Origin of the sequence: Roseovarius sp. TE539 (assembly GCF_003298505.1) — a bacterium.
Taxonomy (GTDB): Bacteria; Pseudomonadota; Alphaproteobacteria; order Rhodobacterales; family Rhodobacteraceae; genus Roseovarius.
On sequence record NZ_QNGB01000002.1, the window covers coordinates 68,891 to 92,673 of the forward strand.

The 23,783-nt window shown below is 64.9% G+C and carries 22 protein-coding genes; 12 read left to right on the forward strand and 10 right to left on the reverse strand.

Annotated elements, in window-relative coordinates:
- The first annotated feature begins 150 nt into the window (after positions 1 to 150).
- From DQW77_RS01645 to DQW77_RS01655, 3 genes are all read left to right on the forward strand, one after another.
- Positions 151 to 1,236: a TRAP transporter substrate-binding protein gene (locus DQW77_RS01645; protein ID WP_113256440.1), complete on the forward strand. Its 1,086-nt coding sequence runs from the start codon at positions 151 to 153 to the stop codon at positions 1,234 to 1,236.
- Between the two features lie 116 nt (positions 1,237 to 1,352).
- Positions 1,353 to 2,288, forward strand: coding sequence for a TRAP transporter small permease subunit (locus DQW77_RS01650; protein ID WP_113256441.1), 936 nt, complete (start codon positions 1,353 to 1,355; stop codon positions 2,286 to 2,288).
- 14 nt (positions 2,289 to 2,302) lie between these two features.
- Entirely contained in the window at positions 2,303 to 4,657 is a 2,355-nt protein-coding gene (locus tag DQW77_RS01655) for a TRAP transporter large permease subunit (RefSeq protein ID WP_113256442.1), read from the forward strand.
- Positions 4,658 to 4,791: 134 nt separating this feature from the next.
- Here DQW77_RS01655 and DQW77_RS01660 read toward each other — a convergent pair whose 3' ends face one another.
- The 4 genes from DQW77_RS01660 to DQW77_RS01675 form a co-directional block, all read right to left on the reverse strand.
- A complete protein-coding gene (locus tag DQW77_RS01660; protein WP_113256443.1) occupies positions 4,792 to 5,622 on the reverse strand; it encodes an arginyltransferase in 831 nt (276 codons plus the stop codon).
- Positions 5,623 to 5,699: 77 nt separating this feature from the next.
- On the reverse strand, positions 5,700 to 6,149 hold the full coding sequence (locus DQW77_RS01665) for an RDD family protein (RefSeq protein ID WP_113256444.1): 450 nt from the start codon (positions 6,147 to 6,149) through the stop codon (positions 5,700 to 5,702).
- Between the two features lie 69 nt (positions 6,150 to 6,218).
- Positions 6,219 to 6,635, reverse strand: coding sequence for a DUF2852 domain-containing protein (locus DQW77_RS01670; protein ID WP_113256587.1), 417 nt, complete (start codon positions 6,633 to 6,635; stop codon positions 6,219 to 6,221).
- Between the two features lie 103 nt (positions 6,636 to 6,738).
- On the reverse strand, positions 6,739 to 7,221 hold the full coding sequence (locus DQW77_RS01675; protein ID WP_113256445.1) for a YbaK/EbsC family protein: 483 nt from the start codon (positions 7,219 to 7,221) through the stop codon (positions 6,739 to 6,741).
- Positions 7,222 to 7,303: 82 nt separating this feature from the next.
- Here DQW77_RS01675 and DQW77_RS01680 point away from each other — a divergent pair, with 82 nt between their 5' ends.
- From DQW77_RS01680 to DQW77_RS01700, 5 genes are all read left to right on the forward strand, one after another.
- The gene (locus DQW77_RS01680) at positions 7,304 to 10,120 is read left to right on the forward strand and encodes a bifunctional [glutamine synthetase] adenylyltransferase/[glutamine synthetase]-adenylyl-L-tyrosine phosphorylase (RefSeq protein WP_113256446.1); all 2,817 of its coding nucleotides are present in this window, start codon (positions 7,304 to 7,306) and stop codon (positions 10,118 to 10,120) included.
- On the forward strand, positions 10,110 to 10,373 hold the full coding sequence (locus DQW77_RS01685) for a hypothetical protein (protein ID WP_113256447.1): 264 nt from the start codon (positions 10,110 to 10,112) through the stop codon (positions 10,371 to 10,373). Before DQW77_RS01680 ends, DQW77_RS01685 begins: the two co-directional genes overlap by 11 nt.
- Before the next feature lie 130 nt (positions 10,374 to 10,503).
- A complete protein-coding gene (locus DQW77_RS01690; RefSeq protein WP_113256588.1) occupies positions 10,504 to 11,133 on the forward strand; it encodes a DUF6778 family protein in 630 nt (209 codons plus the stop codon).
- Positions 11,134 to 11,170: 37 nt separating this feature from the next.
- Complete coding sequence (locus DQW77_RS01695; protein WP_113256448.1) at positions 11,171 to 12,373, forward strand: RSP_2647 family RNA methyltransferase; 1,203 nt, start codon at positions 11,171 to 11,173, stop codon at positions 12,371 to 12,373.
- Positions 12,370 to 12,912 carry an RSP_2648 family PIN domain-containing protein gene (locus DQW77_RS01700; protein ID WP_113256449.1) on the forward strand — a complete coding sequence of 181 codons (543 nt, stop codon included), beginning with the start codon at positions 12,370 to 12,372 and terminating at the stop codon, positions 12,910 to 12,912. The genes DQW77_RS01695 and DQW77_RS01700 overlap by 4 nt, the downstream gene beginning before the upstream one ends.
- Before the next feature lie 6 nt (positions 12,913 to 12,918).
- Here the strand turns inward: DQW77_RS01700 and DQW77_RS01705 are convergent, their stop codons facing one another.
- Both DQW77_RS01705 and DQW77_RS01710 read right to left on the reverse strand, forming a co-directional pair.
- Positions 12,919 to 13,611: a M48 family metallopeptidase gene (locus DQW77_RS01705; protein WP_113256450.1), complete on the reverse strand. Its 693-nt coding sequence runs from the start codon at positions 13,609 to 13,611 to the stop codon at positions 12,919 to 12,921.
- A 101-nt stretch (positions 13,612 to 13,712) separates the two neighbouring features.
- On the reverse strand, positions 13,713 to 14,861 hold the full coding sequence (locus DQW77_RS01710; protein ID WP_113256451.1) for a Xaa-Pro peptidase family protein: 1,149 nt from the start codon (positions 14,859 to 14,861) through the stop codon (positions 13,713 to 13,715).
- 255 nt (positions 14,862 to 15,116) lie between these two features.
- Here DQW77_RS01710 and zwf point away from each other — a divergent pair, with 255 nt between their 5' ends.
- From zwf to pgi, 3 genes are all read left to right on the forward strand, one after another.
- Positions 15,117 to 16,604: a glucose-6-phosphate dehydrogenase gene (zwf, locus tag DQW77_RS01715; protein WP_113256589.1), complete on the forward strand. Its 1,488-nt coding sequence runs from the start codon at positions 15,117 to 15,119 to the stop codon at positions 16,602 to 16,604.
- On the forward strand, positions 16,601 to 17,272 hold the full coding sequence (gene pgl, locus DQW77_RS01720) for a 6-phosphogluconolactonase (protein ID WP_113256452.1): 672 nt from the start codon (positions 16,601 to 16,603) through the stop codon (positions 17,270 to 17,272). Before zwf ends, pgl begins: the two co-directional genes overlap by 4 nt.
- Positions 17,273 to 17,351: 79 nt before the next feature.
- Positions 17,352 to 18,944: a glucose-6-phosphate isomerase gene (gene pgi / locus DQW77_RS01725; protein ID WP_113256453.1), complete on the forward strand. Its 1,593-nt coding sequence runs from the start codon at positions 17,352 to 17,354 to the stop codon at positions 18,942 to 18,944.
- Between the two features lie 177 nt (positions 18,945 to 19,121).
- On the opposite strand, the gene DQW77_RS01730 is transcribed toward pgi, so the two are convergent.
- The gene (locus tag DQW77_RS01730) at positions 19,122 to 19,670 is read right to left on the reverse strand and encodes a fasciclin domain-containing protein (protein WP_113256454.1); all 549 of its coding nucleotides are present in this window, start codon (positions 19,668 to 19,670) and stop codon (positions 19,122 to 19,124) included.
- 292 nt (positions 19,671 to 19,962) lie between these two features.
- Here DQW77_RS01730 and DQW77_RS01735 point away from each other — a divergent pair, with 292 nt between their 5' ends.
- Entirely contained in the window at positions 19,963 to 20,238 is a 276-nt protein-coding gene (locus DQW77_RS01735) for a glycine zipper 2TM domain-containing protein (RefSeq protein ID WP_113256455.1), read from the forward strand.
- 42 nt (positions 20,239 to 20,280) lie between these two features.
- Here DQW77_RS01735 and eno read toward each other — a convergent pair whose 3' ends face one another.
- From eno to xth, 3 genes are all read right to left on the reverse strand, one after another.
- Positions 20,281 to 21,558, reverse strand: coding sequence for a phosphopyruvate hydratase (gene eno, locus DQW77_RS01740; protein WP_113256456.1), 1,278 nt, complete (start codon positions 21,556 to 21,558; stop codon positions 20,281 to 20,283).
- A gap of 135 nt (positions 21,559 to 21,693) precedes the next feature.
- Positions 21,694 to 22,572, reverse strand: coding sequence for a DMT family transporter (locus DQW77_RS01745; protein WP_113256457.1), 879 nt, complete (start codon positions 22,570 to 22,572; stop codon positions 21,694 to 21,696).
- A 72-nt stretch (positions 22,573 to 22,644) separates the two neighbouring features.
- Positions 22,645 to 23,427, reverse strand: coding sequence for an exodeoxyribonuclease III (gene xth / locus DQW77_RS01750; RefSeq protein WP_113256590.1), 783 nt, complete (start codon positions 23,425 to 23,427; stop codon positions 22,645 to 22,647).
- Positions 23,428 to 23,783 lie beyond the last annotated feature (356 nt).

Genomic DNA, 23,783 nt, shown 5'->3' on the forward strand with positions numbered 1-23,783 from the left:
ATGGGTGCTGCAATTCGTATCACATTCTACGCATAAATTGGTATTCCCATGTGCCGGAGCGGACGCTAGGTTCATGGCACTTGCAATGGCTTGCGCAAGGTTCGGGAGAGGCCCTTGCGCAAAATCACCAATACGGGAGGAACAGATCAAATGGATCGTCGCTCATTTCTGAAGAATTCGGCACTCGGCGGCACAGCCGCCGCGGCAACCACGCTGGCCGCGCCGGCCTATGCGCAGGGCAAGCGGACACTTACCATGGTCACCACATGGGGGCGTGGGCTGGCCGGTGTGCATGACGCCGCGCAGTACTGCGCGGACGTGATCACCGAGATGTCGGACGGCAACATCACCGTCGATCTCAAGGCCGGTGGCGAACTCGTCGGCGCGTTCGAGGTGTTCGACGCGGTCTCGGCCGGTCAGGCCGACATGTACCATGCCGTGGATTACTATTTCCTCGGGCAACACCCGGCGCTGTCGTTCTTCAGCCAGGTGCCGTTCGGGATGAACTTCCAAGAATACAACAACTGGTTCTACCATGCAGGTGGCCGCGAACTTGCGGACGAACTGTATACGATCTTCGGTCTCAAGTGTTTCCCAGCGGGCAACACCGGTCCGCAGTCCGGCGGCTGGTTCAGCAAGGAAATCAACAGCCCCGACGATTTCCAGGGCCTGAAGTTCCGCATGCCGGGCCAGGGTGGCCAGGTGCTGGGCAAGCTGGGCGCGAGCGTCCAGAACCTGCCCGGTTCGGAGGTGTATCAGGCGCTTGCTTCGGGTGCGATCGACGGCACCGAGTGGATCGGACCGTGGGCCGACGAGAAGGCCGGGTTCCAGGAGATCACGCAATTCTACTACACTGCTGGTTTCCACGAGCCGGGTCCGAACCTCAACCTGACGCTCAACCTCGATGTGTATGAAAGCATGACGCCGGCCCAGCAGGCGATCGTCAGCAACGGAGCGCAGGCCGCCAACATCTGGTCGATGTCGCAATTCATGGCCAATAACGGGGCCGCGTTGCAGCGCCTTCAGTCGGGGGGCGTCAAGGTTCTGGAATTCCCCGACAGCGTGTGGGACGCCTTCGGCGCCGCCTCCCGCGAGGTCGTGCAGGAGCCGATGGACGACGATATCTACAAGACCTGTTACGACAGCTACATGAAATCGCTGGAAAGCTCGGCCGGGTGGGGCAGCCGTTCCGAGGGCGCGTTCACCGCGCAGCGTAACCGCGTGATGGGTATCTGACCCACGCCTGACACCATAAAGGCCGCGCCCCCGAGCAGGGGGCGCGGCCGGCGTGGCGGATGCAGGGCCGGACCCGATGCGGGCGGCCGTGACATGACTGCGGTCTGGGGGTTTCCATGGAGAATGAAAGAAGCGCCGGCCTGATCGAGATTCTGACGGCCGTTGGCAGCGGCCTCTTGTGGGTTGCCCAGTCCGTCGCGATGGCCTTCTACCACATCGTTTACGCTGTCACCCATCCACAATTGTGGCTGGACTGGACCGACAAGGAAGCGATCATGAGGTTCGTCTATTACGGCGGATCGGTCGAATTCTTCTTTGCCGTCTTCGCGATTTTCCTGGTGGTCACCGGCGTGGGCCTGTGGCGCAACGGTTTCATGTGGGGCTGCGTTCGCGTGCTGGAGGGGTTCGCCAACACCGTTGGCCACCTTTTCGCCTGGGCCGGCCTGATCATGGTGATACAGCAGATCATAATCGTCTTCATACAGCGCATTTTCGCCCGCCCTGACATCGTGCTGGGTTTCGGCATCCCGCTGGAGATGGACATCAGCTGGTGGTCGGAGGAACTCAAGCTCTACAACGCGATGGTGGTTGCGCTGTGCTGCACCTATACCTTCGTGCAGGGCGGGCATGTGCGGGTCGACCTGATCTATTCCGCGCTGCGGTTCCGCTCCAAGAAGGTGATCGACATGGTGGGGTCGGTCCTTTTCATGATGCCGATGGCCGTGCTGGTGTGGATGTACGGCTGGTTTTTCCTGTGGCGTCACCTGATCACACCCAAGCCGTCCGCCAGCGACACGCTGGACCGGCTGATGCTGAAATCCCGCGCCGTGCGCTGGAATGTCGAGACGATCGGGTTCAGCCCCAACGGGTTCAACGGCTATTTCCTGTTCAAGGTGCTGCTGGTGGCCTTCGCCGGCATGGTCTTCCTGCACGCGGTGGCATTTCTCTACCGCTCGTTCCTGGAATGGAAAGAAGGCGAGGCGAGCGCCAACAAGTATCTCGACCGTGACAATCTGGGCGAAGACGACGACGCCTACGAGGGCGCGCATTAAAGGGGCGTTGAGACATGCTATTCGGACTAGACGGCGTCGAAATCGGCCTGATCATCGTTTTCCTGTGCCTGTTCGGCGGCATCCTTTCGGGGTTTCCGGTGGCCTTCGCGATAGGTGGGGCCGGGGTGGTGTCTTTCGCGATAATCGCGGCGCTGGACAGCGCCGGGTTGCTGATACACCAGGCGATAGATACCGGCAGCCAAGCTTATGATGCGCTGATCGCCGCGGGTGTCAAACCCGACAGCATTTCCGTTTTCCGATACCCCGAATTGCCGCGATTGGGCGAACCTGTCTTTCCGCGTGGCTGGGAAATGGCGCTGGACCGCAACATCAGCTTCATCGTCAACCGCATCAACGAGCGGGTGCTGGCCGGACAGTCGATAGAAACGCTGCTGGCGGTGCTGATGTTCGTCATGATGGGCATCACGCTGGAACGCTCCAACATCGCCGAGGACCTCCTGACCACCATGGCACGGGTCTTCGGCCCGCTGCCCGGCGGGCTGGCCGTGTCGGTCGTCGTCGTGGGCGCGTTCCTCGCCGCCTCGACGGGCATCGTCGGCGCGACGGTGGTGACCATGGGCCTGCTGAGCCTGCCGACCATGCTGCGCAACAACTACAGCCCCGAGATCGCCACAGGCGTGATCTCGGCCTCGGGCACGCTGGGCCAGATCATCCCGCCCTCGATCGTGATCGTTCTTCTGGGCGCGCTGGCGGGGGATCTCTATTCCGCCGCGCAGGAGGCGCGGGCACAATCGGTGGGGTGCTCGGACGCGCTGACCTACCTGGGCGAGCCGGCGGTGGTATCGGTGGGCACCCTGTTCCAGGCGGCACTTTTGCCGGGGATCCTGCTGGCCCTTCTCTACGCGGGTTACGCGTTTTCCTATGCGCTTCTGAACCCGTCACGCGCCCCGGCGGTGGAACTTGGTGGCAGCGCGGGCGCGGTGCGCACGCGGGGTGAAACCTTCACGTGGTTCATCGGTGTGCCGGCGGCCCTGATCGCGGGCACCATGCTTCTGGCGCAGGTCAACGTGGTGGGCTCGCAGAACCTGGTGGTCGACAGCTTCACCGATGCCGGCGAGACCGCTTCACTGCGCACCAACGTGAGCGAGGAATGCAAGGAGGCCATGATCGACCTGCACGGCCAGGCGGCCTGGGACGAGGCCGTGGCCGAGCAGGAAGCCATTCAGGAGGCCGGTGGCGTCGAGCAGAGCGTCAAGCTTTCGGAAGAGCAGATCGCGGAGCGCATCGCCCAGAAGGAAGCAAACGCGGCACCTATCGGCTCCGGCGTGGCGGTGATCATGGTGGTCCTGTCACTGATCCTCGCACTCGGGCGCGGGATCAACCCCGCCGCCAACCCGCAACCCCTGCTTGTCGGGGCGGTCGGCGTTGTGCTGGGCCTCGCGGTGGACATCCTTCTCATCGCGCCGTCCACCGGATCCGGGGTATCGCTGATCCTGCTGCTGATTCCCTACGGAATGGCACTTTATGGCTGCGCGCACGCGGCCGGGCGGCTGGCCGCGAACGATCTTGTCCGCGTGGTCTTTCCGCCGCTGATCCTGATTGTCGCGGTTCTGGGGTCTATTCTGGGCGGGATCACGAATCCGACGCCTGCGGCAGCCCTCGGGGCGGGCGGTGCGATCATGCTGGCCGCCTATCGCCGTCTCAAGGACGAGCACAGGGAAGGCAAGATCATCATCTGGTCGACGCTCGCGATCGTGGTTTCGATCCTGATGGGAATCAATTTCGACCTGCGCATCAACCAGGAGGAGGTCGGGTTCGAAAGCTGGACTGCCTTCTTCATCGCCTATGCCGCCTATCTGTATGCGGCATTCGGGCTGTTCTATTCCTGCTGGGTTCTGCTGCGTGCCGGGATATTGCCGCCGGTGGTGCGCGAGACCGCCAAGGTCACCTCGATGGTGTTCACGATCCTGATCGGCTCGCAGCTTCTGAACCTCGTGGTGATCAGCTTTGGCGGGGAGCATTACATCCAGCAGTTCCTGCGCAGCTTCGACAACGAGTTCAAGATTTTCCTGATCGTGATGCTGGTGCTGTTCATCCTCGGCTTCGTGCTCGATTTCCTCGAGATCATCTACATCGTGATCCCGATCGTGGGGCCTGTCATCTACGGCGGTACCTTCGATCCGAAATGGGTGACGATCATGATCGCGGTGAACCTGCAGACCTCGTTCCTGACTCCGCCATTCGGCTTTGCCCTGTTCTACCTGCGCGGGGTGGCGCCCCCGGAGGTGACGACCGGCCATATTTATCGCGGTGTCTTTCCGTTCGTGATCATTCAGGTGGTGGGGCTGTCGATCCTGTGGTTCTTCCCGGGTATCGTCACCATCGTGCCGCAGCTGATCGGGAACTGATACCGCGCCCGCCGGTCAGGCCGGCCAACAGGGGGTCGCACCGGCCGATTGCAACCGGATCGTCCGGGCAAGACCGCGGCAATGTCCGGGGGCAGGGAGCAGAATCCGGGCGCCCGGCGCCACCCTGCATCGCGTCAGCCGCGTTTGGGGCGCAGCGGACGGCCGTCGGGCAGGCTGATTTCGGCCACTTGTTCGGAAATGGGTTCGTTGTTGAGCGGGTGCGCCTTGGCGTCGTAATCGGCCGGGTCGCGCATCCGTTCCCATTGACCGCCCGAGTAGACTTCGAGCCCCGAGAATGCGGCCTTGTAGCCCATCTTGGGACTGCCGGGCACCCAGTATCCCAGGTATACGTTCGGGGTTTCGATCTGGCGGGCGATCTGGATGTGATCGAGGATGATATAGGTGCCCAGCGACGCCTTTGGCCGATCCGGGTCGTAGAAGGAATATACCATGCTCAACCCGTCATCGAGCACGTCGGTGAGGCACACCGCCACCAGCTCATCGGTTTCGGCATCGGTATATTCGACGATCCGGGTTCGAATCGGCGTCTCTTCGATCATCGCGGCGAATTCGAACGCGTCCATGTCAGCCATGCCACCGGTGGCGTGGCGGCTTTCGAGGTACCTGCGGAACAGCGTGAACTGTTCTTCGGTTGCCCATGGCGATGCGGTGCGGCGCTTGAGCATGCGATTGCGGCGCAGCGTGCGTTTCTGGCTTTTCGACGGGGTAAAGGCATCCACGTTGATCCGCGCCGAAAGACACGCCGCGCAATCCGCGCAGGAGGGTCGGTAGAGCACGTTCTGCGAACGCCGGAACCCCTGTTTGGAGAGGCTGTCATTGAGGCGCTGCGCGCCCTCGCCCTGCAACGCGGTGAACAGCTTGCGCTCCATCCGGCCCTCCAGATACGGACAGGGTTGCGGGGCCGTCACGTAGAATTGCGGCGCTATCGGAAGTGTATGGCGCATGCGCCCCCTGCTGGCTTGGTCCGGACGTGACGATAGCAACGATCTGCGCACCCGCCAAGGGGGCATTGGCGGGGCTTTCAGGTCGCCGCACGGCGGTTGAGGGCGACCGTGCCCAGCAGGTGGTCGCTCAGGCCCTGGCCGCGTGCAGTCGTGAGCATCAGCACGATCGAGATGACCTGAAGCACCGGGAACGCAAATGACACTGTCAGCCCCAGCGTGTGCAGGAATGCCATCGACAAATCGAACCGGGCGCCGGCAAGCGTGCGGAACTCTATCGCCATCAGGCGCATGCCCCATGTTGCCGATCCGTTGGCGATGGTCACGACCCGGTAGCCGAACCCCACCATCAGAAGCAGGACGGGAAAGAAGAAAATGCCGGTGAAGGCAGTGAAGGGCAAAATCGCCACGCAGATCAGCACGATCAGAAGCGTATCCGCCACCCACGCAACAAGGCGCTTCACGGGCACGTCGGAATAGAAATCGGGCTGGGTGTCCGGGTCGGGTATGTGCCAGTTGTAATGAGTCATCCTGCTTCGGGGCCATACATGAGCGTGGCCGGTCCGGAAATACCCGGACCGGCCTTCGTTGCAGTGCGATCAGACATTCGCCCGATCAGTCGGGGTGTCTGCGGCGGCCCGGGCGCGTTCATCCATGAACTGATCGAACTCGGCCTTGTCCTTGGCCTCGCGCAGGCGATGCAGGAAGGATTCGAAACTCTCGCGCTCTTCTTCCAGCCGACGCAGCGTTTCGGCGCGGTAATTGTCGAATGCGGTGTTGCCGGTGGTGCCGGTCATCGGTACGGCATCGCGCCGGTTGCGGCGGGATTTGCAGGGCATCTTGTTACTCCAGATCATGTAGAAAAGCAGAGCCAGGCCGACGGGCCAGACAAGGACGAAGGCGATTACCATGGCGGCGATCCAGGCGCCTTTACCCTTTTCGTCAAGCCAGCCTTCGGCCCGGCCCAGCCAGCCCAACGGGCCGCAGGCATCGGAATTGCGGGCGAGCGTTGTCATACGGGACTTCCTTTCCTGTTGCGTGAACCTGAATGTGAACATCATTCACATTGGTAAGATCGGTATGCCCGACCGCTCGCGCAAGGGGGTATGTAAAAGAAATTCACATTTTTTCCTGGGCGCCGGTGAAATCGGCCAGGCGCGCGCCAGAAACACGCAGAAGATCGCCCGGATGTACAGGGAACACATGGCGCGGGGTGCCCGCGGCGGCCCAGACCTGCGCGAAATCCAGCAACCGGCGGTCGAAGAAGGCGCGTGGCGGGCTCAGATGCCCCACAGGTGCGACGCCGCCAATGGCAAATCCCGTCTGTGCCCTGATCAGCGCCGGGTCCGCCTTGCCAAGCTCCTCACCGGCCAGCGCGCTGGCCCCGGCGCCATCGACGCGGTTTCCGCCCGCGGTGATGAACAGCAAGGCTTTTCCGCTGTCCAGCCCGCGGAACATGATCGACTTTGCGATCTGGTCAAGCTCGCACCCGGCCAGGTCCGCAGCCATTTCCGCGGTGGTCGCATTGCCGATCTCCACCGGGTTGCTCGTCAATCCCGCGTCGCGCAGTGCCGCGGTGACACGCTTCAAACTCTTGCTCATTCGATGCCCCTTCCGATCATCGGGAGTATTCCAACTCGTGCGCCCATTGACCATACCCGCTGCGCGCGTATCACTGCGGGATATGGATTTCGCATCACGCATCACCCGCATCCCACGGCCCTACGAACCCGAACAGGGGGGCGAGGCGCGGGCGCTTTTCGGCACCCTGGATGGACCAACCGGTGATCTGATCGAGGGCGCCGCGGGATGCAGCCCCTACCTGAAGACGCTGATGAACGCGGAACGTGACTGGTTGCCCGATGCCTTGCAGGCTCCGGAGGATGCGTTTGCCGGGGTTTTGGCGGATTTGCAGGATGTCGCGGGGGCCGGGCTTGCGGATGCGCTGCGGCAGGCCAAGCGGAGGCTGGCGCTGCTCATCGGGCTGGCCGATCTGGCCGGGGTCTGGCCGCTGGAGGACGTGACGGCCCGGCTGACGGATTTCGCCGGAACGGCCTGTGATCTGGCGTTGCGGGATGCGGTGGGACGGGCCATCCGGCGCGGAAAACTGCCGGGAATGGACGAAGCGGATGTGCCGCGGGCGGCGGGAATGGTTGTGCTGGCCATGGGCAAGATGGGTGCGCATGAACTCAACTACAGCTCGGATATCGACCTGATCTGCCTTTTCGACGAGACGCGCTTCGACGAAGACGGGTATCACGAGGCGCGAGCCGCTTTCGTCAGGGCCACGCGGCAGATGGCGGCCACGCTGAGCGACCGTACCGCCGAGGGCTACGTTTTCCGTACCGACCTTCGCTTGCGCCCGGATCCCGGGGTGACACCTGTGTGCATGTCGATGGGTGCCGCCGAAACATATTACGAAAGCCTTGGGCGGACATGGGAAAGGGCGGCCTACATAAAGGCCCGGCCCTGTGCGGGGGACATTGCCGCCGGCAAGCGTTTCCTCGATGTGCTCAGACCGTTCGTCTGGCGCCGGCACCTGGATTTCGCCGCCATAGAGGACGCCCATAACATGCGGCTGCGAATCCGCGCGCACAAGGGGCTGGGCGGACCGCTGACCCTGCCGGGTCATGACATGAAGCTGGGACGGGGGGGGATCCGCGAGATCGAGTTCTTCACCCAGACACGGCAGATCATCGCCGGCGGGCGCGATGCCGATCTGAGGGTGCGCGGGACGGAAACCGGGCTGTTCCGACTGGCCGAGAAGGGGTGGATACCGCAGGACACTGCCGATCTGCTGACCCGCCACTACAGGTTTCACCGCGAAGTGGAGCATCGCTTGCAGATGCTGCGCGACGCCCAGACCCATGCCCTGCCGTCCTCGGTGGCGGAGTTTGACCGTCTGGCCGCATTCATGGGGCGCGACACCTCTGACCTTGAAACCGAACTGCTGGAGCGCCTTTCGGAGGTGCATGAAACGATCGAGAGCTTTTTTGCACCGGGCATGACGGGCGGTGCCGGACACGCGGAAGAGGGGCAGGACACCGAAGGCATCCTCGACAGCGACGTGATCGCGCGCTGGCCCGGGTACCCGGCGCTGCGTTCGGCCCGGGCCGTCGAGATCTTCGGACGTCTGAAGCCCGAGATCCTGTCCCGGCTCGCGGGATCGGCCCACCCGCAGGAGGCGCTCCTGGCCTTCGACGGGTTTCTTGCGGGTCTGCCGGCGGGGGTTCAGGTGTTCTCGTTGTTCGAGGCCAATCCGCAGCTTGTCGACCTTCTGGTGGACATCGCCGGCACCGCGCCGGCGCTGGCGGCGCATCTGTCACGCAACGCGGATGTCTTCGACGCCGTGATCGCGGGAGATTTCTTTGCGCCCTGGCCGGGGCGCGCGGCGCTGGAGGAGGGGCTCGATGCGAGGATGGTCCGCGAGGACGATTACGAGCGCCGCCTCGATGCCGCCCGCCGCTGGCACCGGGAATGGCATTTCCGCGTCGGTGTGCACCATCTGCGCGGGTTGATCGGGGCAGGCGAGGCCGGCCGGCAATATGCCGAGCTGGCCGAGGCGGTGATCGCGGCCCTGTGGCCGGTTGTGGTGGCACATTTCTCCGAACGCCACGGCGCGCCGCCGGGCCGCGGAGGCGTGGTTGTGGGCATGGGATCTCTGGGGGCGGCGCAGCTCAATGCGCGTTCTGACCTGGATCTGATCGTGATATACGACGCGCAGGACGCCGAAGGGTCGGACGGGCACCGCCCGCTGGCCGCGCGGCCCTATTACGCGCGCCTGACGCAGGCGATGATCACCGCGTTGACCGCGCCGATGGCCGAGGGTCGCCTTTACGAGGTCGACATGCGCCTGCGCCCGTCGGGAAATCAGGGCCCCGTGGCCACGGCCTGGCCTTCCTTTTGCGAGTATCAGCGCCACGAAGCCTGGGTCTGGGAGCATCTGGCGTTGACACGGGCCCGGGTTCTCGCTGGTGATGCCGGCCTTGGCGCAGATGTCAGGGAGTTCCGGGCCGGGCTGCTTGCGCAGGCGCGCGCCCCCGGGAAGGTGATGGAAGAGGTTTCCGCGATGCGGGCCCGGATCGCAGCGGCGAAGACACCGGACGGTGCCTGGGACGCGAAGCTGGGTCCGGGGCGCTTGCAGGATGTCGAGATGCTGGCGCAGGCCGCCACGCTGATGGCGGGGCAGGCCAGCCGGGACATTCCCGCCGGGCTGGATGACGGTGTCGCAATCGGATGGCTTGATGACGCGGACAGGGCGGCGCTTGGCCGGGCGCATGCGCTTTGCTGGCAGGTGCATCAGGCCGCGAAGCTCCTGAATGACAGGCCCCTTGATCCGGACCGGATCGGGGAAGGGGGGCGGCGGTTCCTTCTGCGGGAAACCGGGCATGACAGCGTCGAGGCGTTGCTGCATGACCTTGAAACGGCGGCCGCGCGGGCGGCGACATGCATCGACGCGGCCCTGCAACGGACGCCGGAGGAGAAAACGATTGGAACGTGATCCGCTTGACCCCAAGGGCCTGATCCGCGAGGCGTATCGTATCGACGGTATCGGCATAGAGGAATGCCGCTCGATCTTTCTGGACTGGGCCCTGTCGCAGGATGGCGACACGCAGGCCGCGATCGCCAGGCTGATCGCGCGCCACCACGCCGATCATCCCGATCATCCCATGACGCGCGTTCTGCAGGAGGGGGCCGAGAAGGCCGCCACACCACGGCGGCGCGGCGGATGGAGGTCACGCGACCGTGGTTGATGGCGGTCTGGCTGCCCGGAAAACGAGCGCGCCGTGCTGAAATGATGCGCGATTGATGCCCCAAAGGCGCCGCAATTTTCCGACACTTTCCTCCCGACAGTGAATGACCGCGACCGCGGAGGAGTGTGAGATGAGGATCCTGAGGACGATTGCAATGCTGACGCTGGGCCTGACCGTTTCGGCCTGCGCGACAGTGGAGACGGCGACACGGAACGTGCCGCTTGACGCAACCAGGACGGTTGCCCCCCTGAGCCTGAGCGTGAACGAGGTGCGTGTGAGCGTGCCGCGTTCCCTGCAGGTTTCGGAGGCGAACAGGTATTACCCGGGTGGCGATATCGTCTGGCGCGAAGACCCGGCCGGCGATCGCCACGAGCAGGTGCGCAAGATTTTCGAAGCCGCCATGGTCAAGGGCGCGCGCGGCCTTGACGGGGGTCACCGGGTCGATCTGGATATCGAGGTGACGCGTTTCCACGCCCTGACCGAAAAGGCACGCTATACAATCGGCGGGGTGCATGCGCTGCAATTCAAGATGCAGTTGCGTGATCCGGAAACCGGCCGGGCGCTTGGCGATCCGCGCCTGGTGAAGGCGGATCTGAAGGCGTTCGGCGGGGCCAAGGCCATTGCCGCGGAGCGCGCGGGCAAGACGCAGAAAGTGCGGATCACCAACCATCTCGCCGGCGTGATCCGAAAGGAACTGAACGATCCGGGCAGCCACCGCGCGGCCGGGCTGGGCCTGATCGGGGTGATCAACCAGATCTGAGCTTTTCCACCGCCGGCAAACATCGTAAGGGGACGGCATGATGTCGTCCCCTTTGCCTGTTGTGCGCCTCAAGCCCCGGGCCGATGCCCGCGCCGTCCGTCACGGCGCGCCGTGGATCCATGCCGACGATCTGGTGGCCGACCGGCGCACGCGCGCACTGGAGCCCGGGACAATTGCGGTGCTGGAAGATGGCGCGCGCACGCCGCTGGCCTGCGTTGCGGTCAACCCGCGTTCCAGGCTAATGGCGCGGGTGCTCGATTCCGATCCCGGCGCCGGGATCGACCGGCACTGGCTGGCGCGGCGATTGCGGCGGGCGCTTGACTTGCGCGCGGCACTTTACGACACGCCATTTTACCGGCTGGTCCATGCCGAAGCGGACGGCCTGCCCGGCCTTGTGATCGACCGGTTCGGGGACACGGCCGTTGTGCAGCCGAACGCTGCCTGGATCGAGCGGCTTCTGCCGGAACTGTGCGAGGCGCTCGTGGACGTCACCGGTGTGCGCGCCGTCCTCAAGAATGCCGGGGGCCGGACCCGGGCGGCGGAGGGGCTCGACGATGAGGCGTCGATCCTGTCCGGGTCCGTGCCCGAGGGTCCGTTGCCGGTGGTGATGAACGGCGCCACCTACATGGCCGATCTTACCGGCGGTCAGAAGACCGGCCTGTTCTATGATCAGCGTCCCAACCACGCCTTCGCGGCCCGGCTTGCGCGCGGCGGGGCACGGGTGCTGGACGTGTTTTCGCATGTGGGCGGGTTTTCCCTTGCCGCCTTGGCGGGCGGTGCGGCGCGGGCCACGGCTGTGGACGGCTCGGCGCCGGCCCTGGAGCTGGCGCGCGAGGGTGCGGTGCGCAGCGGGGTCGCGGACCGGTTCGACGACCGGCGTGGCGATGCATTCGACGTGATGGCCAAAATGGCGCAGGCGGGAGCGCGGTTTGACCTCGTGATCTGCGATCCCCCGGCCTTCGCCCCCTCGAAGAAGGCGCTGGAGCCGGGGTTGCGCGCCTATGAGCGGGTCGCGAAGCTGGCTGCGCCGCTGGTGGTCGAGGGCGGGTTCCTTGGCCTGTGCTCGTGCTCGCACGCGGCGACGTTGCCGAAGTTCCGCGGTGCATGCACGCGCGGCATTGGCCGGGCGGGGCGGGGCGCGCAACTGATCCATTCGGGGGGTGCGGGCCCCGATCATCCGCAGCACCCTCAACTGGCCGAATCGGGATACCTCAAGGCCCTGTTCTTCCGGCTGTCATGAGGGCGCTTCTGGATACCTGCGTGATCTATCCCACGGTGATGCGCGAGATGCTTCTGGGGGTGGCAGCGCAAGGGGCCTTCACGCCGGTCTGGTCGGCGCGGATCATCGCGGAATGGCTGCGTGCGGCACGCAAGCTGGGGCCGGCGGGGCTGGCTCAGGCGCAGGGCGAGGCGGCGCTTTTGGCCAAGGAATGGCCGGAGGCCGAAACCGGCTGGCCGCCATCGCTGGAGGCGCGGCTGTGGTTGCCCGACCGGGGCGACATCCACGTGCTGGCTGCCGCGGTGGCGTCGTCCGCCGATGTGATCGTGACGTTGAACGCCAGGGACTTCCCCCGCAACATTCTGGCCGAGGAAGGGCTTTCCCGAGCCGACCCTGACGCGTTCCTGATGGGGATCTGGAAGGCGCAGCCGGCAATGGTGGCCGAAGTGGGGGCCCGGGTGAGTGCCCGCGCCACCGAGATCGACGGCGAAAAGCGGCCTCTGCGCGCGCTCTTGAAAAAGGCGCGGCTGCCGCGTCTGGCCAAGGCATTGGCGGGCTGACGATCTTCAGCGCGGTGCCACCGCCCATTTGCGTTCCAGTTTCTCGATGGCCTTGATCCGCTCCTCGGTTTTGGGGTGGCTCATCAGCCAGGCCGGCATCGCGCCGCCGCGTGACTGGGTCAGTTCCTCAAGCTTGGTGAACAGCGATTTCTGAGCCCCGGTTCCGATGCCGGCCTTGCTGAGAAGGGCGGCGGCGTATTCGTCGGCCTCGTATTCGTCCCCGCGCGACAGGCGCGCGGCCAGAAGCGTGGTGATGCCGTTGGCAATCCACACGCCGATGCCGGGCAGGAAACGCGACAGGATCATGCTGAGCGCGGTACGCAGGGCGTTCTGGCCCGAAAAATCGATCATGCGGCGCCGTGCATGGCCAAGCGCCACATGCCCGAGCTCATGTGCGATGACACTTGCCATTTCCTCGGCCGTGACCTCTCCGTTCTGGAATTTCCTGTAGAACCCGCGGGTGATGAAGATCCGTCCGTCCGGCGCGGCGAGGCCGTTCACCGGGTCGATCTCGTAGATATGCACACGGATGCGTGGCAGGTCGAGCGCCGCCGCAAGCTGATCGTTGAGGCGCTTGAGCCGGGGGTCCGCAAGTTCCGTGGAGCGCTGGTCAAGCTCGCGCGTGGTGCGCCAGACCGAAAAACGGTACATCACGAAGGCGTAGAGCACTGCCAGCAGGATCGGGGTAAATCGGATCATGGGCGCAATATGGGGCGGCCGTGGCGTTGCGGCAAGCGCTCATCGGACCTTTCGGTCCGCCTTGCTGGTGGAAGAGACAAGGCCACCGAATACGACAGGCGTCACCGCACCAGCAGATCGAGCGGCTGACGTGACAGGCGTTCGGCGCCCTGATCGGTGACCAGTACCGAATGCCCCGGGCACATCGCCAGCCCCTCGGTTTCATCCATCAGGATCATGTGCAGGAAAAAGACCTGACCCGCCTGCATGAGCAGCGGGTTGCCTTCGTAGAACATCGGGAAATCCACCCAGATCGGAGTGTAGGCGGCGCCCATACCATAACCGCAGGCCTGCATCCGGGCCTCCTTAAGGCCGAACGCGTCAAAGACCTCGGCATGCGCGTCAAAGACATTGCCCATCGGGGCGCCAGGACGGATTGCCGCCTCGCAGGCTTCGAGAGCGGCAGTGGCGGCCGCATGCATGTGGCGCTGCCGGTCATTGGGGTGGCCGATGATCACGGTGCGCATCATCGCGGCGTGGTAGCGCGCATGGACACCGGCCCATTCCCAGGTCATCTGATCCCGGGCGTCCAGGTGCCGGCGCCCGGATTGATACCGGCACAGGAGCGCGGCGGGGCCGGACCCGATGATGAATTCGTTGCCGGCATAATCGCCGCCGCCGCGCAGCACCGCGCCCTGCATGGCAGCGAGGATGTCACCCTCGAAAGCGCCGGCGCGGGTTTCGGCAAGACCCGCATCCATGGCGTCGTCGGCAAGGCGGGCGGCATGCCGGTGCATTGCGATCTCCGCGGGGGATTTCACGCGCCGCAGGGCCGGGACGAGGTCCGACCGGTCCTCGAGCCCCGGGAAGGCGGCGCGCAGTCGCTGACCGTTGGCATCGGTGAGGCCGGCGGTTTCGGACTCGAAGCCCAGCCGGCCGGACGCCAGCCCGAGATCGGCGACAAGGTTGCGCAGGTGAAGGGCCGGATCTGACCCCTCGTATTGCGGCCATACATGCACGTGGTCGGCGTCGAGCGTGGAGGTGTGCAGCGCCTGAAGCCTGTCCGGCTTCCTGGTGAGCAGGTGCAGATCCCCGCGAGCGGTGAGCACCATGGCCTGGAACATGGCAAAACCGAACGTGTCGTAACCGCAGATCCAGTAATGGCTCTCGGGGGCGAACATGATCAGGGCATCCAGCCCCTCCGCGCGCAGGGCCCGCGTGGCGCGGGCCTGGCGGGCGGAATATTCGGCGGCGTCGAAATGAAAAGGCATGGCGCGGCTCCGGTGATGACCAGGGAACTGGAAACCGGGGCGGTTGCGATTGCAAGTGCTTTGACGGTCGCTGTCAGTGCCCCCTTGGCGCGGATTTCCGGTTCGCGAGCACCGGGAAAAGACGAGAGGGACCTGCCGATAAAAGTGGCGCGGGGGCCGGCGGCCATTGTGCGCGAGCGGGCGCATGTTAGGATTGCCGACGGGCAAGCAGGCCGGCATGGGCCGGGCACACCGCCCCGTCTGGAGGACAGTGGCATGGTTTCGCGCGTGATTCCGGTTGAACCGTTCGACCTGGTGGTTTTCGGGGGCACCGGGGATCTGGCGCGGCGAAAGATCCTGCCGGCGCTGTTCCGGCGTTTCCGCGCCGGGCAGATCGGCCCCGATGCGCGCATCATCGGCGCCGCCCGCAGCGAACTTGAAGACGCAGAATACCGGGACTTTGCCGCAGAGGCGATCACCGAGGCGGGTTACGACGCCGGGTGCGACGATGATGCTTCGGAAATGTTGTCGCGGTTTCTTTCAATGGTGGCCTATGTGACCCTCGATGCTCGTGGTGACACCGGCTGGGACGATCTGGAAACCTTGATCGGCGGCCCGCACCCGGAGGCGACAGCCGAACGGCGCGTGCGGGCGTTCTACTTCTCGGTCGGGCCTGGCCTTTTCGGAGATCTGGCGGAGCGGCTGCATGACCACGGGCTTTCGGATGCCGAGAGCCGGATCGTTGTCGAGAAACCGTTCGGGCGCGACCTGGCCTCGGCCCGGGAGCTCAACCTGGTTCTGGCGCGGCATTTCGACGAGACCCAGATATACCGGATTGACCATTATCTGGGCAAGGAGACAGTCCAGAACCTGATGGCGGTGCGGTTCGGCAACATGCTGTTCGAGCCCCTGTGGAACAGCCAGTACGTGGATCACATCCAGATAACGGTAGCCGAGGACGTGGGGGTGGGCGGACGCGGCGGCTATTACGACCGCTCGGGCGCGATGCGCGACATGATGCAGAACCACCTGATGCAGCTTCTGTGCCTGATCGCGATGGAACCGCCTGCGAAGTTCGACCCCGACGCGGTGCGCGACGAGAAACTGAAGGTGATCCGGGCACTCGACCCCGTGACGCCGGGAGACGTGGTGCGCGGACAGTACACGGGCTCGGACGGGCGCCCCGGCTATCGCGAGGAGGTGGGCGACCCCGAGAGCACGACCGAGAGTTTCGTGGCCCTCAAGGCACGTATCAGCAACTGGCGGTGGGCCGGAACCCCCTTCTACATGCGCACCGGCAAGCGCCTCAGGGAACGCGCGAGCGAGATCGCGGTGGTGTTCAAGGATACACCGCATTCGATTTTCGGCGTCGAAGGCGGGGATCACCGCAACATCCTGACCATCAAGCTGCAGCCCAACGAGGGGATCGAACTGGGTGTGACGATCAAGGAGCCGGGGCCGGGCGGCATGCGCCTGGTCGACGTGCCGCTTGACATGACCTTCGCCGAGGCCCTGGGCCCCGACAGCGCCGATTTCCCGGATGCCTACGAGCGGCTGATCATGGACGTGATCCGCGGCAACCAGACGCTGTTCATGCGCGGCGACGAGGTTGAGGCGGCCTGGGCCTGGACCGATCCGGTGATCGAGGACTGGCAGACGGGCGGTGAGCCGCCCCTTGGTTATGAAACCGGCAGTGCGGGGCCGGATGATGCCTTGATGCTGATGCATCGCGACGGGCGCCGCTGGAGGGATATAAAGGCATGAATATCATCGAATACCCTGACGAAGAGATGCTGGTGATCGACCTTTCGGACAAGCTGGCCGGAGAGTTGCGCACGGCGCTGGATCACCGCGAGAGGGTCCTGTTGGTGGTGCCGGGCGGTACCACGCCGGGGCCGGTTTTCGATGCCTTGTGCGCGGTCGATCTGGATTGGGCGCGGGTGGACGTGCTTGCCAGCGACGAGCGCTGGCGCCCGGAGGTCCATGTGCGTTCCAACACCCGGATGCTGCGGGAGCGGCTCCTGGTGGAGCGGGCCGCCGCGGCGCGTTTCCTGCCGCTTTATGCGAAGGCGGAGACGCCCGAAGCGGTGTTGCCGGAACTGGAAAGCAACATCCATCCAAGCCTTCCCATCGACGTGCTGTTGCTGGGGATGGGGGCGGACATGCATACCGCTTCGTTGATTCCGGGGGCGGACCGGCTGGACGAAGCACTGGAGCCGCACGCGCCCATCCTGATGCCGATGAGGGTGCCCGATGCGCCGGAGCCGCGCCTCACCCTGACTGCCCGGGTGCTGAATACGGCGTTGTCCAAGCATTTGATGATCACCGGCCAGGCCAAGCGCGCGGCGCTGGAGCGTGCCAGGGGGTTGGGCATGCGGGAAGCGCCGGTGCGCGCGGTGCTGGACGACATGACGGTCCATTGGGCGGCCTGAGGCCGGGGGCGCTGCCCCCGTCCCGGACCGGGGTCCGGGACTCCCCCGGGATACTTGAGGCCAGAAGAATGAGGGTGACATGTGGGAAGAGGTGACGGCGCATCGCGGGGCGCGCATCGCCGATCTGCTGGAGGACGAGGGCCGTGCGGAGGATTTTTCGGTGCGGTTCGATGGAACCCTGTTCGATTACTCCAAGACGAGCATGACGCGCCCGGCGCGCGCCGCGCTTGTGAAACTGGCCGAATCCCGCGGTGTTGCCGAGCGGCGCGACGCGATGTTCGCGGGAGAGCCGATCAACGAAACCGAAGGGCGGGCGGTCCTGCATGTCGCGCTGCGCAATCCCGGCGGCGGGCCGGTTCGGGTTGGTGGACAGGACGTCATGCCCGGGCTGCGCGCGACCCTGGCGCGCATGGAGGCCTTTGCCGGGGCGGTGCGCGACGGTCGCTTTGCCGGGCAGGGCGGCGCGATCACGGATGTCGTCAATATCGGCATCGGCGGGTCGCATCTTGGCCCCGAGATGTGTGTGCGGGCCCTGCGGCCGTTCCACGACGGGCCGCGTTGCCATTTCGTGTCGAATGTGGACGGGGCCGATATTGCCGACACGCTGGCGGGGCTCGACCCGGCGACGACCCTTGTGATCGTGGCCTCCAAGAGCTTAACCACCATCGAGACGATGACCAATGCAGAAACCGCGCGACGATGGATGGCGGGGCCGGTGGCAGAGCCGGCGGCGCAGTTCGTCGCGCTGTCGACGGCGGACGCGAAGGTGGCGGAGTTCGGGATCGCGCCCGAGCGGATCTTCGGGTTCGAGGACTGGGTCGGGGGCCGCTACTCGGTCTGGGGACCGATCGGGCTGTCATTGATGATCGCTGTCGGGCCGGCGCATTTCCGGGCGTTCCTGGACGGTGGGGCGTCGATGGACGACCATTTCCGCCACGCGCCGTCAAAGGAAAACATGGCTGTGATGCTTGCGCTGACGGGCATCTGGCATCATCAGGTCTGCGGGTATCCGACCCGCGCGGTCCTGCCGTATGACCAGCGTCTGGCCCGCCTGCCGGCCTATCTTCAGCAACTGGAAATGGAGAGCAACGGCAAGGGGGTGGCCATGAACGGTGCCACGCTGGACGGGCCTGTGGGTCCGATCGTCTGGGGAGAGCCGGGCACGAACGGGCAGCACGCCTTTTACCAGCTGATCCATCAGGGCCGGCAGGTGATACCCTGCGAGTTCATGGTGGCGGCCGAGGGGCACGAACCGGACCTTGCCCATCATCACCGTCTTCTGGTTGCGAATTGCCTGGCGCAATCGGAGGCGTTGATGCGCGGGCGGTCCGTGCAGGAGGCCCGGGCGCTGATGGCCGAGGCCGGAATGACCGGCCCCGAGCTTGAGCGGCAGGCTGCACACCGGGCGTTTCCGGGAGACAGGCCGTCGACGACGCTGATACATGACCGGCTGACGCCGCGCCGCCTGGGCCAGATCATAGCGCTTTACGAACATCGGGTTTTCGTGGAGGGGGCGATCCTGGGGATCAACTCGTTCGATCAATGGGGTGTCGAGCTTGGCAAGGTGCTGGCGCGGGACATGGTGCCGCTTCTTGACGGGGAAACCGCCCGGCACAAGGATTGTTCGACCCGCCAGCTGATCGCGTATATCCGGGATCACGGCGGCGGGTGAGCCTTGCGGGGCGGCGCGCCAACGGGCAGGGCACGCAGATCCGCAAGCAGCGCGCGGCACCCGGAGAAGCAAGGACGACCGGCCCGCGCCCTTCGGAGGGAAAGCCATGGAGAAGGGCCGGCCGCCCCGCCCCGCGCGCCAGCTCGGGGCGGGGCGCGGTGTCGCGGTGTCAGGCGATCATTCGGGCACGAGCACCGTGTCGATCACATGGATGACGCCGTTGGACTGGTCCACGTCGGAAATTGTTATGCGTCCGGCCTGGCCGGATTCATCGTATATGTAAAGCGCGCCTCCCTTTACCTGCGCCGAGAGCGCATCGCCCGAGACGGCCTCGAAATGGTAGAAATTGTCGGGGCTGTTGAGGGCCTGGCTGCGTATCGCGCCCGCGGACCAGTCACCGGCCACGACGTGGGCCGTCAGGACCTTTTGCAGCATGTCTTTGTTCTCGGGCTTGAGCAACGTCTCCACCGTGCCTTCGGGCAGCTTGGCGAAGGCCGAATCGACCGGCGCAAAGACCGTGAACGGCCCTTCGGAATTGAGCGTTTCGACAAGCCCGGCCGCCTTGACCGCCGCAACGAGGGTCTTGTGATCCTCCGAGTTGACGGCGTTCTCGACGATCGTCCTGTCGGCATACATCGGCGCGCCGCCCACCATCGGATTGGCCGCGAATGCCGCGGTGGCGATGGCTGCTGCGGTGCCGCCTGCAAGAAGAGTGGCAAGTTTCATGTCTGGTCTCCCTTTGTTGATGCCCGGCCTTGCGGGGCGTTGCGACCACAGACACGAGCGGATCCCGCCGGGAGTTTCATCCGCCATGAATTTTTTTTGCCCGTTCTCCGCGCGGGGGTGTCGATCTCCGGTTTGGCCATCGCGGACATGGGGGTGATGCCGTGCGCACCGCCCCGCTGCCAATCGGCAAGGAGTTGCCGAGGCGGGCGTCCTGCTTTGCGTCCGGGACAATGCCGGCACAGGGTCAGGGGAGCGAAGCCCGACGGCTTCGGCATGCTCAAAGGAGGTTGCAATGAGACACCGCACACTTGCCCTTGTCGGCAGCGCGATCATCGCCCTGGCGGGCTGTACCGGCATGACAACCGAGCAGCGGACCGTGGCCGGAGTCGCCGGCGGCGCTGCTGCGGGGCTGATCACTGCGGAGGCGCTTGGCGCCAGCGACAACTGGCGGCTGATCTCGGCGCTGGCGGGTGCTGCCGCGGGCACCGTGGTGGCCCGGAACTCGGAGACCGGCCAGTGCGCCTATGCGCGCGGGGACGGCACGTATTACAAGGCGCCGTGCCGGTAAGCCATCGCGCGGATGCGGATTTGCCGGGGCATGTCGCCGGTCTTAGCCGCGCAGCACGGACCGGCCGGCATAGGTGGCTGTTTCCCCCAGTATTTCCTCGATCCGGATCAACTGGTTGTACTTGGCAAGCCGGTCCGAGCGGGCAAGGCTTCCGGTCTTGATCTGGCCGCAATTGGTGGCGACGGACAGGTCGGCGATCGTGGCGTCCTCGGTTTCGCCCGAGCGGTGCGACATCACGTTGGTCATCCGTGCCCGGTGCGCCATATCCACCGCCTGAAGCGTTTCGGTGAGGGTGCCGATCTGGTTGACCTTGACCAGCATCGCGTTGCCGGCACCGCGGCGGATGCCCTCAGCCAGACGCTCGGGGTTGGTAACGAAGAGGTCATCGCCTACCAGCTGGACCTTGTCGCCGATCGCCTCGGTGAGCGCGGTCCAGCCGTCCCAGTCATCCTCGCTCATGCCGTCCTCGATGGAGATGATCGGATAATCGGAGACAAGAGCCTGAAGATAAGCGGCGTTTTCCCCCGGGGTCAGGGATTTGCCTTCGCCCGAGAATTCGTAGCGCCCGTCGCGAAAGTATTCGGTTGCGGCACAATCGAGCGCCAGGAAGATGTCCGCGCCCGGCGTGTAGCCGGCCTTCTCGATGGAGCGCAGGATGAAATCCAGCGCCTCGCGCGTGGAGCCCAGATCGGGTGCGAAACCGCCTTCGTCGCCCAGTCCGGTTGAAAGCCCCGCGGCTGTCAGCTCTTTCTTCAGGGTATGGAAAACCTCCGATCCCATGCGCACGGCGTCGCGGATATTGCCGGCGCTCACGGGCATGATCATGAATTCCTGAATGTCGATCGGATTGTCGGCATGTTCGCCGCCGTTGATGATGTTCATCATCGGCACCGGCAATGTGCGCGCCGATGTGCCGCCGACATAGCGATAAAGCGGTTGCGTCGTGAAATCGGCGGCGGCCTTGGCGGTGGCAAGGCTGACCCCGAGAATGGCATTGGCGCCGAGACGGCCCTTGTTGGGAGTGCCGTCGAGTTCGATCATCGCCCGGTCGATGGCCACTTGTTCCGTCGCGTCGTATCCCAGCAGCTCCTCGGCGATCTCGCCATTGACCGCCGCAACCGCCTCGAGAACGCCCTTGCCATGGTAGCGGGACTTGTCGCCATCGCGACGTTCCACCGCCTCGTGCGCGCCTGTGGATGCTCCGGAGGGGACGGCGGCACGGCCCATTGTGCCGTCCTTGAGGATCACGTCCACCTCGACGGTCGGATTGCCGCGGCTGTCAACGATTTCGCGTGCGTGTATGTCGATGATGGTGCTCATGCTGATGTCCTTCGGAAAGTTATCGGGCGTTGGGTGGGCTCCAGGTGCCCTGTTGCCGCCCCCTTAGCAAATCCGGCGGGGAATGGGAACTGTTAATGATAGCGCTAACAAATCCGGATTTTGCATTTCGCAGGGTCAGGGACGGCGTCTGCGCAAACGCGCGAGGCGGCGTTCGCGCAACAGGGTGTAGAGCCCGGAGGCAATGATTATCGCGGCGCCCGCAAGGGTCCAGAAATCCGGACGTTCACCGAAAAGGGTCATGGCGATGATCAGTGCAAAGATCAGCCGCGTGTAGCGGAAGGGGGTGACGAAAGACACTTCACCAATCCGCATCGCGGCGACGATCGCATAATAGGCGGCGACGCCAAGCAAGAGTGCGAAGGCCAGATCACGCCAGTTGGCGGCGTCGGGCGCGACCGGGGCACCGGTGATCACCAACAGGATAGCGCCGGCGGGCACGACGGTGGCGAATCCGTAGCTTGAAAGCTGCATCGACGAAACGGTGGCGGGCACCGCGCGGGTGGCCAGATCGCGGATCGCCAACCCGATCACCGCCTGCACGGCAAAGAGCGAGGCCGGCAAGAACCCTTCCAGCCCCGGGCGGATGACCATCAGGACACCGGCAAAACCGACAAGAATGGCGCTCCAGCGGCGCCAGCCCACGGCCTCCTTCAAGAAAAGCGCCGCACCCAGCGTGACGGCCAGCGGTGTGGCCTGAAGGATCGCGGAGGCCGAGGACAACGGTGTCAGTGCAAGCGCGGTGACGAAGCCGATGGTGCCGATCAACTCGCCGAGATTGCGCAGCAGCACCGGGCGTGCCAGCAGATCGCGCGAGAACAGGCGATGCCCGCGTGCCAGTGCGCCAAGTCCGAAGATCACCGCACCGCCTGAGCCAAGAAGAATGAGGATCTGCCCTATCGGCAGATCGAGGGAAAGGCGTTTGATGAACATGTCCTCAAGCGCGAAACCAGCCATGGCCAGAACCATCAGAATGCTGCCGCGCAGGTTTTCCATGCCGATCCTCGGGGTTGTGCGGGGGGCGTGCCGCCTGGCGTCCGCGGACGGTGATCGGCAAGCGGCGGGTGTTCAGATGTCCAGCGTGATCCAGACCGGGACGTGATCGGACGGTTTGTCGCGCCCGCGCACATGCTTGTCGATCTGGCAATCCGTGAGCAGGTCGGCCGCCTGCGGTGTCAGCAGGAAATGGTCGATGCGGATGCCGTTGTCGCGTTGCCAGGCGCCGGCCTGGTAATCCCAGAACGTGTAGTGCCCCGATCCCGGATGACGGGCGCGGAAGGCATCGGTGAACCCAAGGTTGACTATCCGGCGCCAGGCGGCGCGGGTTTCGGGCAGGGCCAGTGCGTCATCGGCCCAGGCTTCGGGGTTGCGGGCGTCCTCCGGCGCGGGAATCACGTTGTAATCCCCGGCCATCAGCGCCGGCTCCTCAGCGTTCAGAAGTTCGCGGGCACGGGCGCGCAGCCGTTCCATCCAGTCGAGCTTGTAATCGTATTTCGGCCCCGGTGCCGGGTTCCCGTTGGGCAGGTAGAGCCCGCAGACCCGCACCGCGCCCGAGTCGCCGGTGACCGTGGCCTCGATCCATCGCGCTTGGGTATCGCTGTCGTCACCGGGCAGGCCGCGGCTGATATCCTCAAGCGGCCGGCGGGACAGGATGGCCACACCGTTGAACCCTTTCTGCCCGTGGGTTTCAATGTTGTAGCCGCGATCCTCGAACGGTTCGGCGGGAAAACCCGCATCCTGAGACTTGATTTCCTGCAGCAGGACGACATCGGCATCGGCCTCGTCCAGCCAGTCGCACAGTGCCTGATGGCGGGCCTTGATGCCGTTGATGTTGAAACTGGCGATCTTCATGTCCGATGCTCCCTGGTGCGCGGCCCCCTCTATCACCCAGCCGCGGGTCTTAGACAAGGGATGCCCCCGTTTTTGGCAGGTCCGGTCGTGCCCGGAGGCGCGAATCATTCCGTCCGATTCCATCGGCACAATCCCTCTGCACGCTTGGGTTGAACATCCTCCGGGCCATCCTCGTCTTGGGATTTCGTCCTTCTTGACGCCCTGAGGTTGTGGATTTTGGGTGATCTGAAAGTTTTTCAAAACACCTAAAATTCAGCCTGCTGGCGGGAATTCCTAAAGTTGTGGGCCGAAGTAAAGCACAACTTAAAAAAGAAAACCTATTGGCAGAACACGTAAAACGTGCAAGCGTTTGAGTG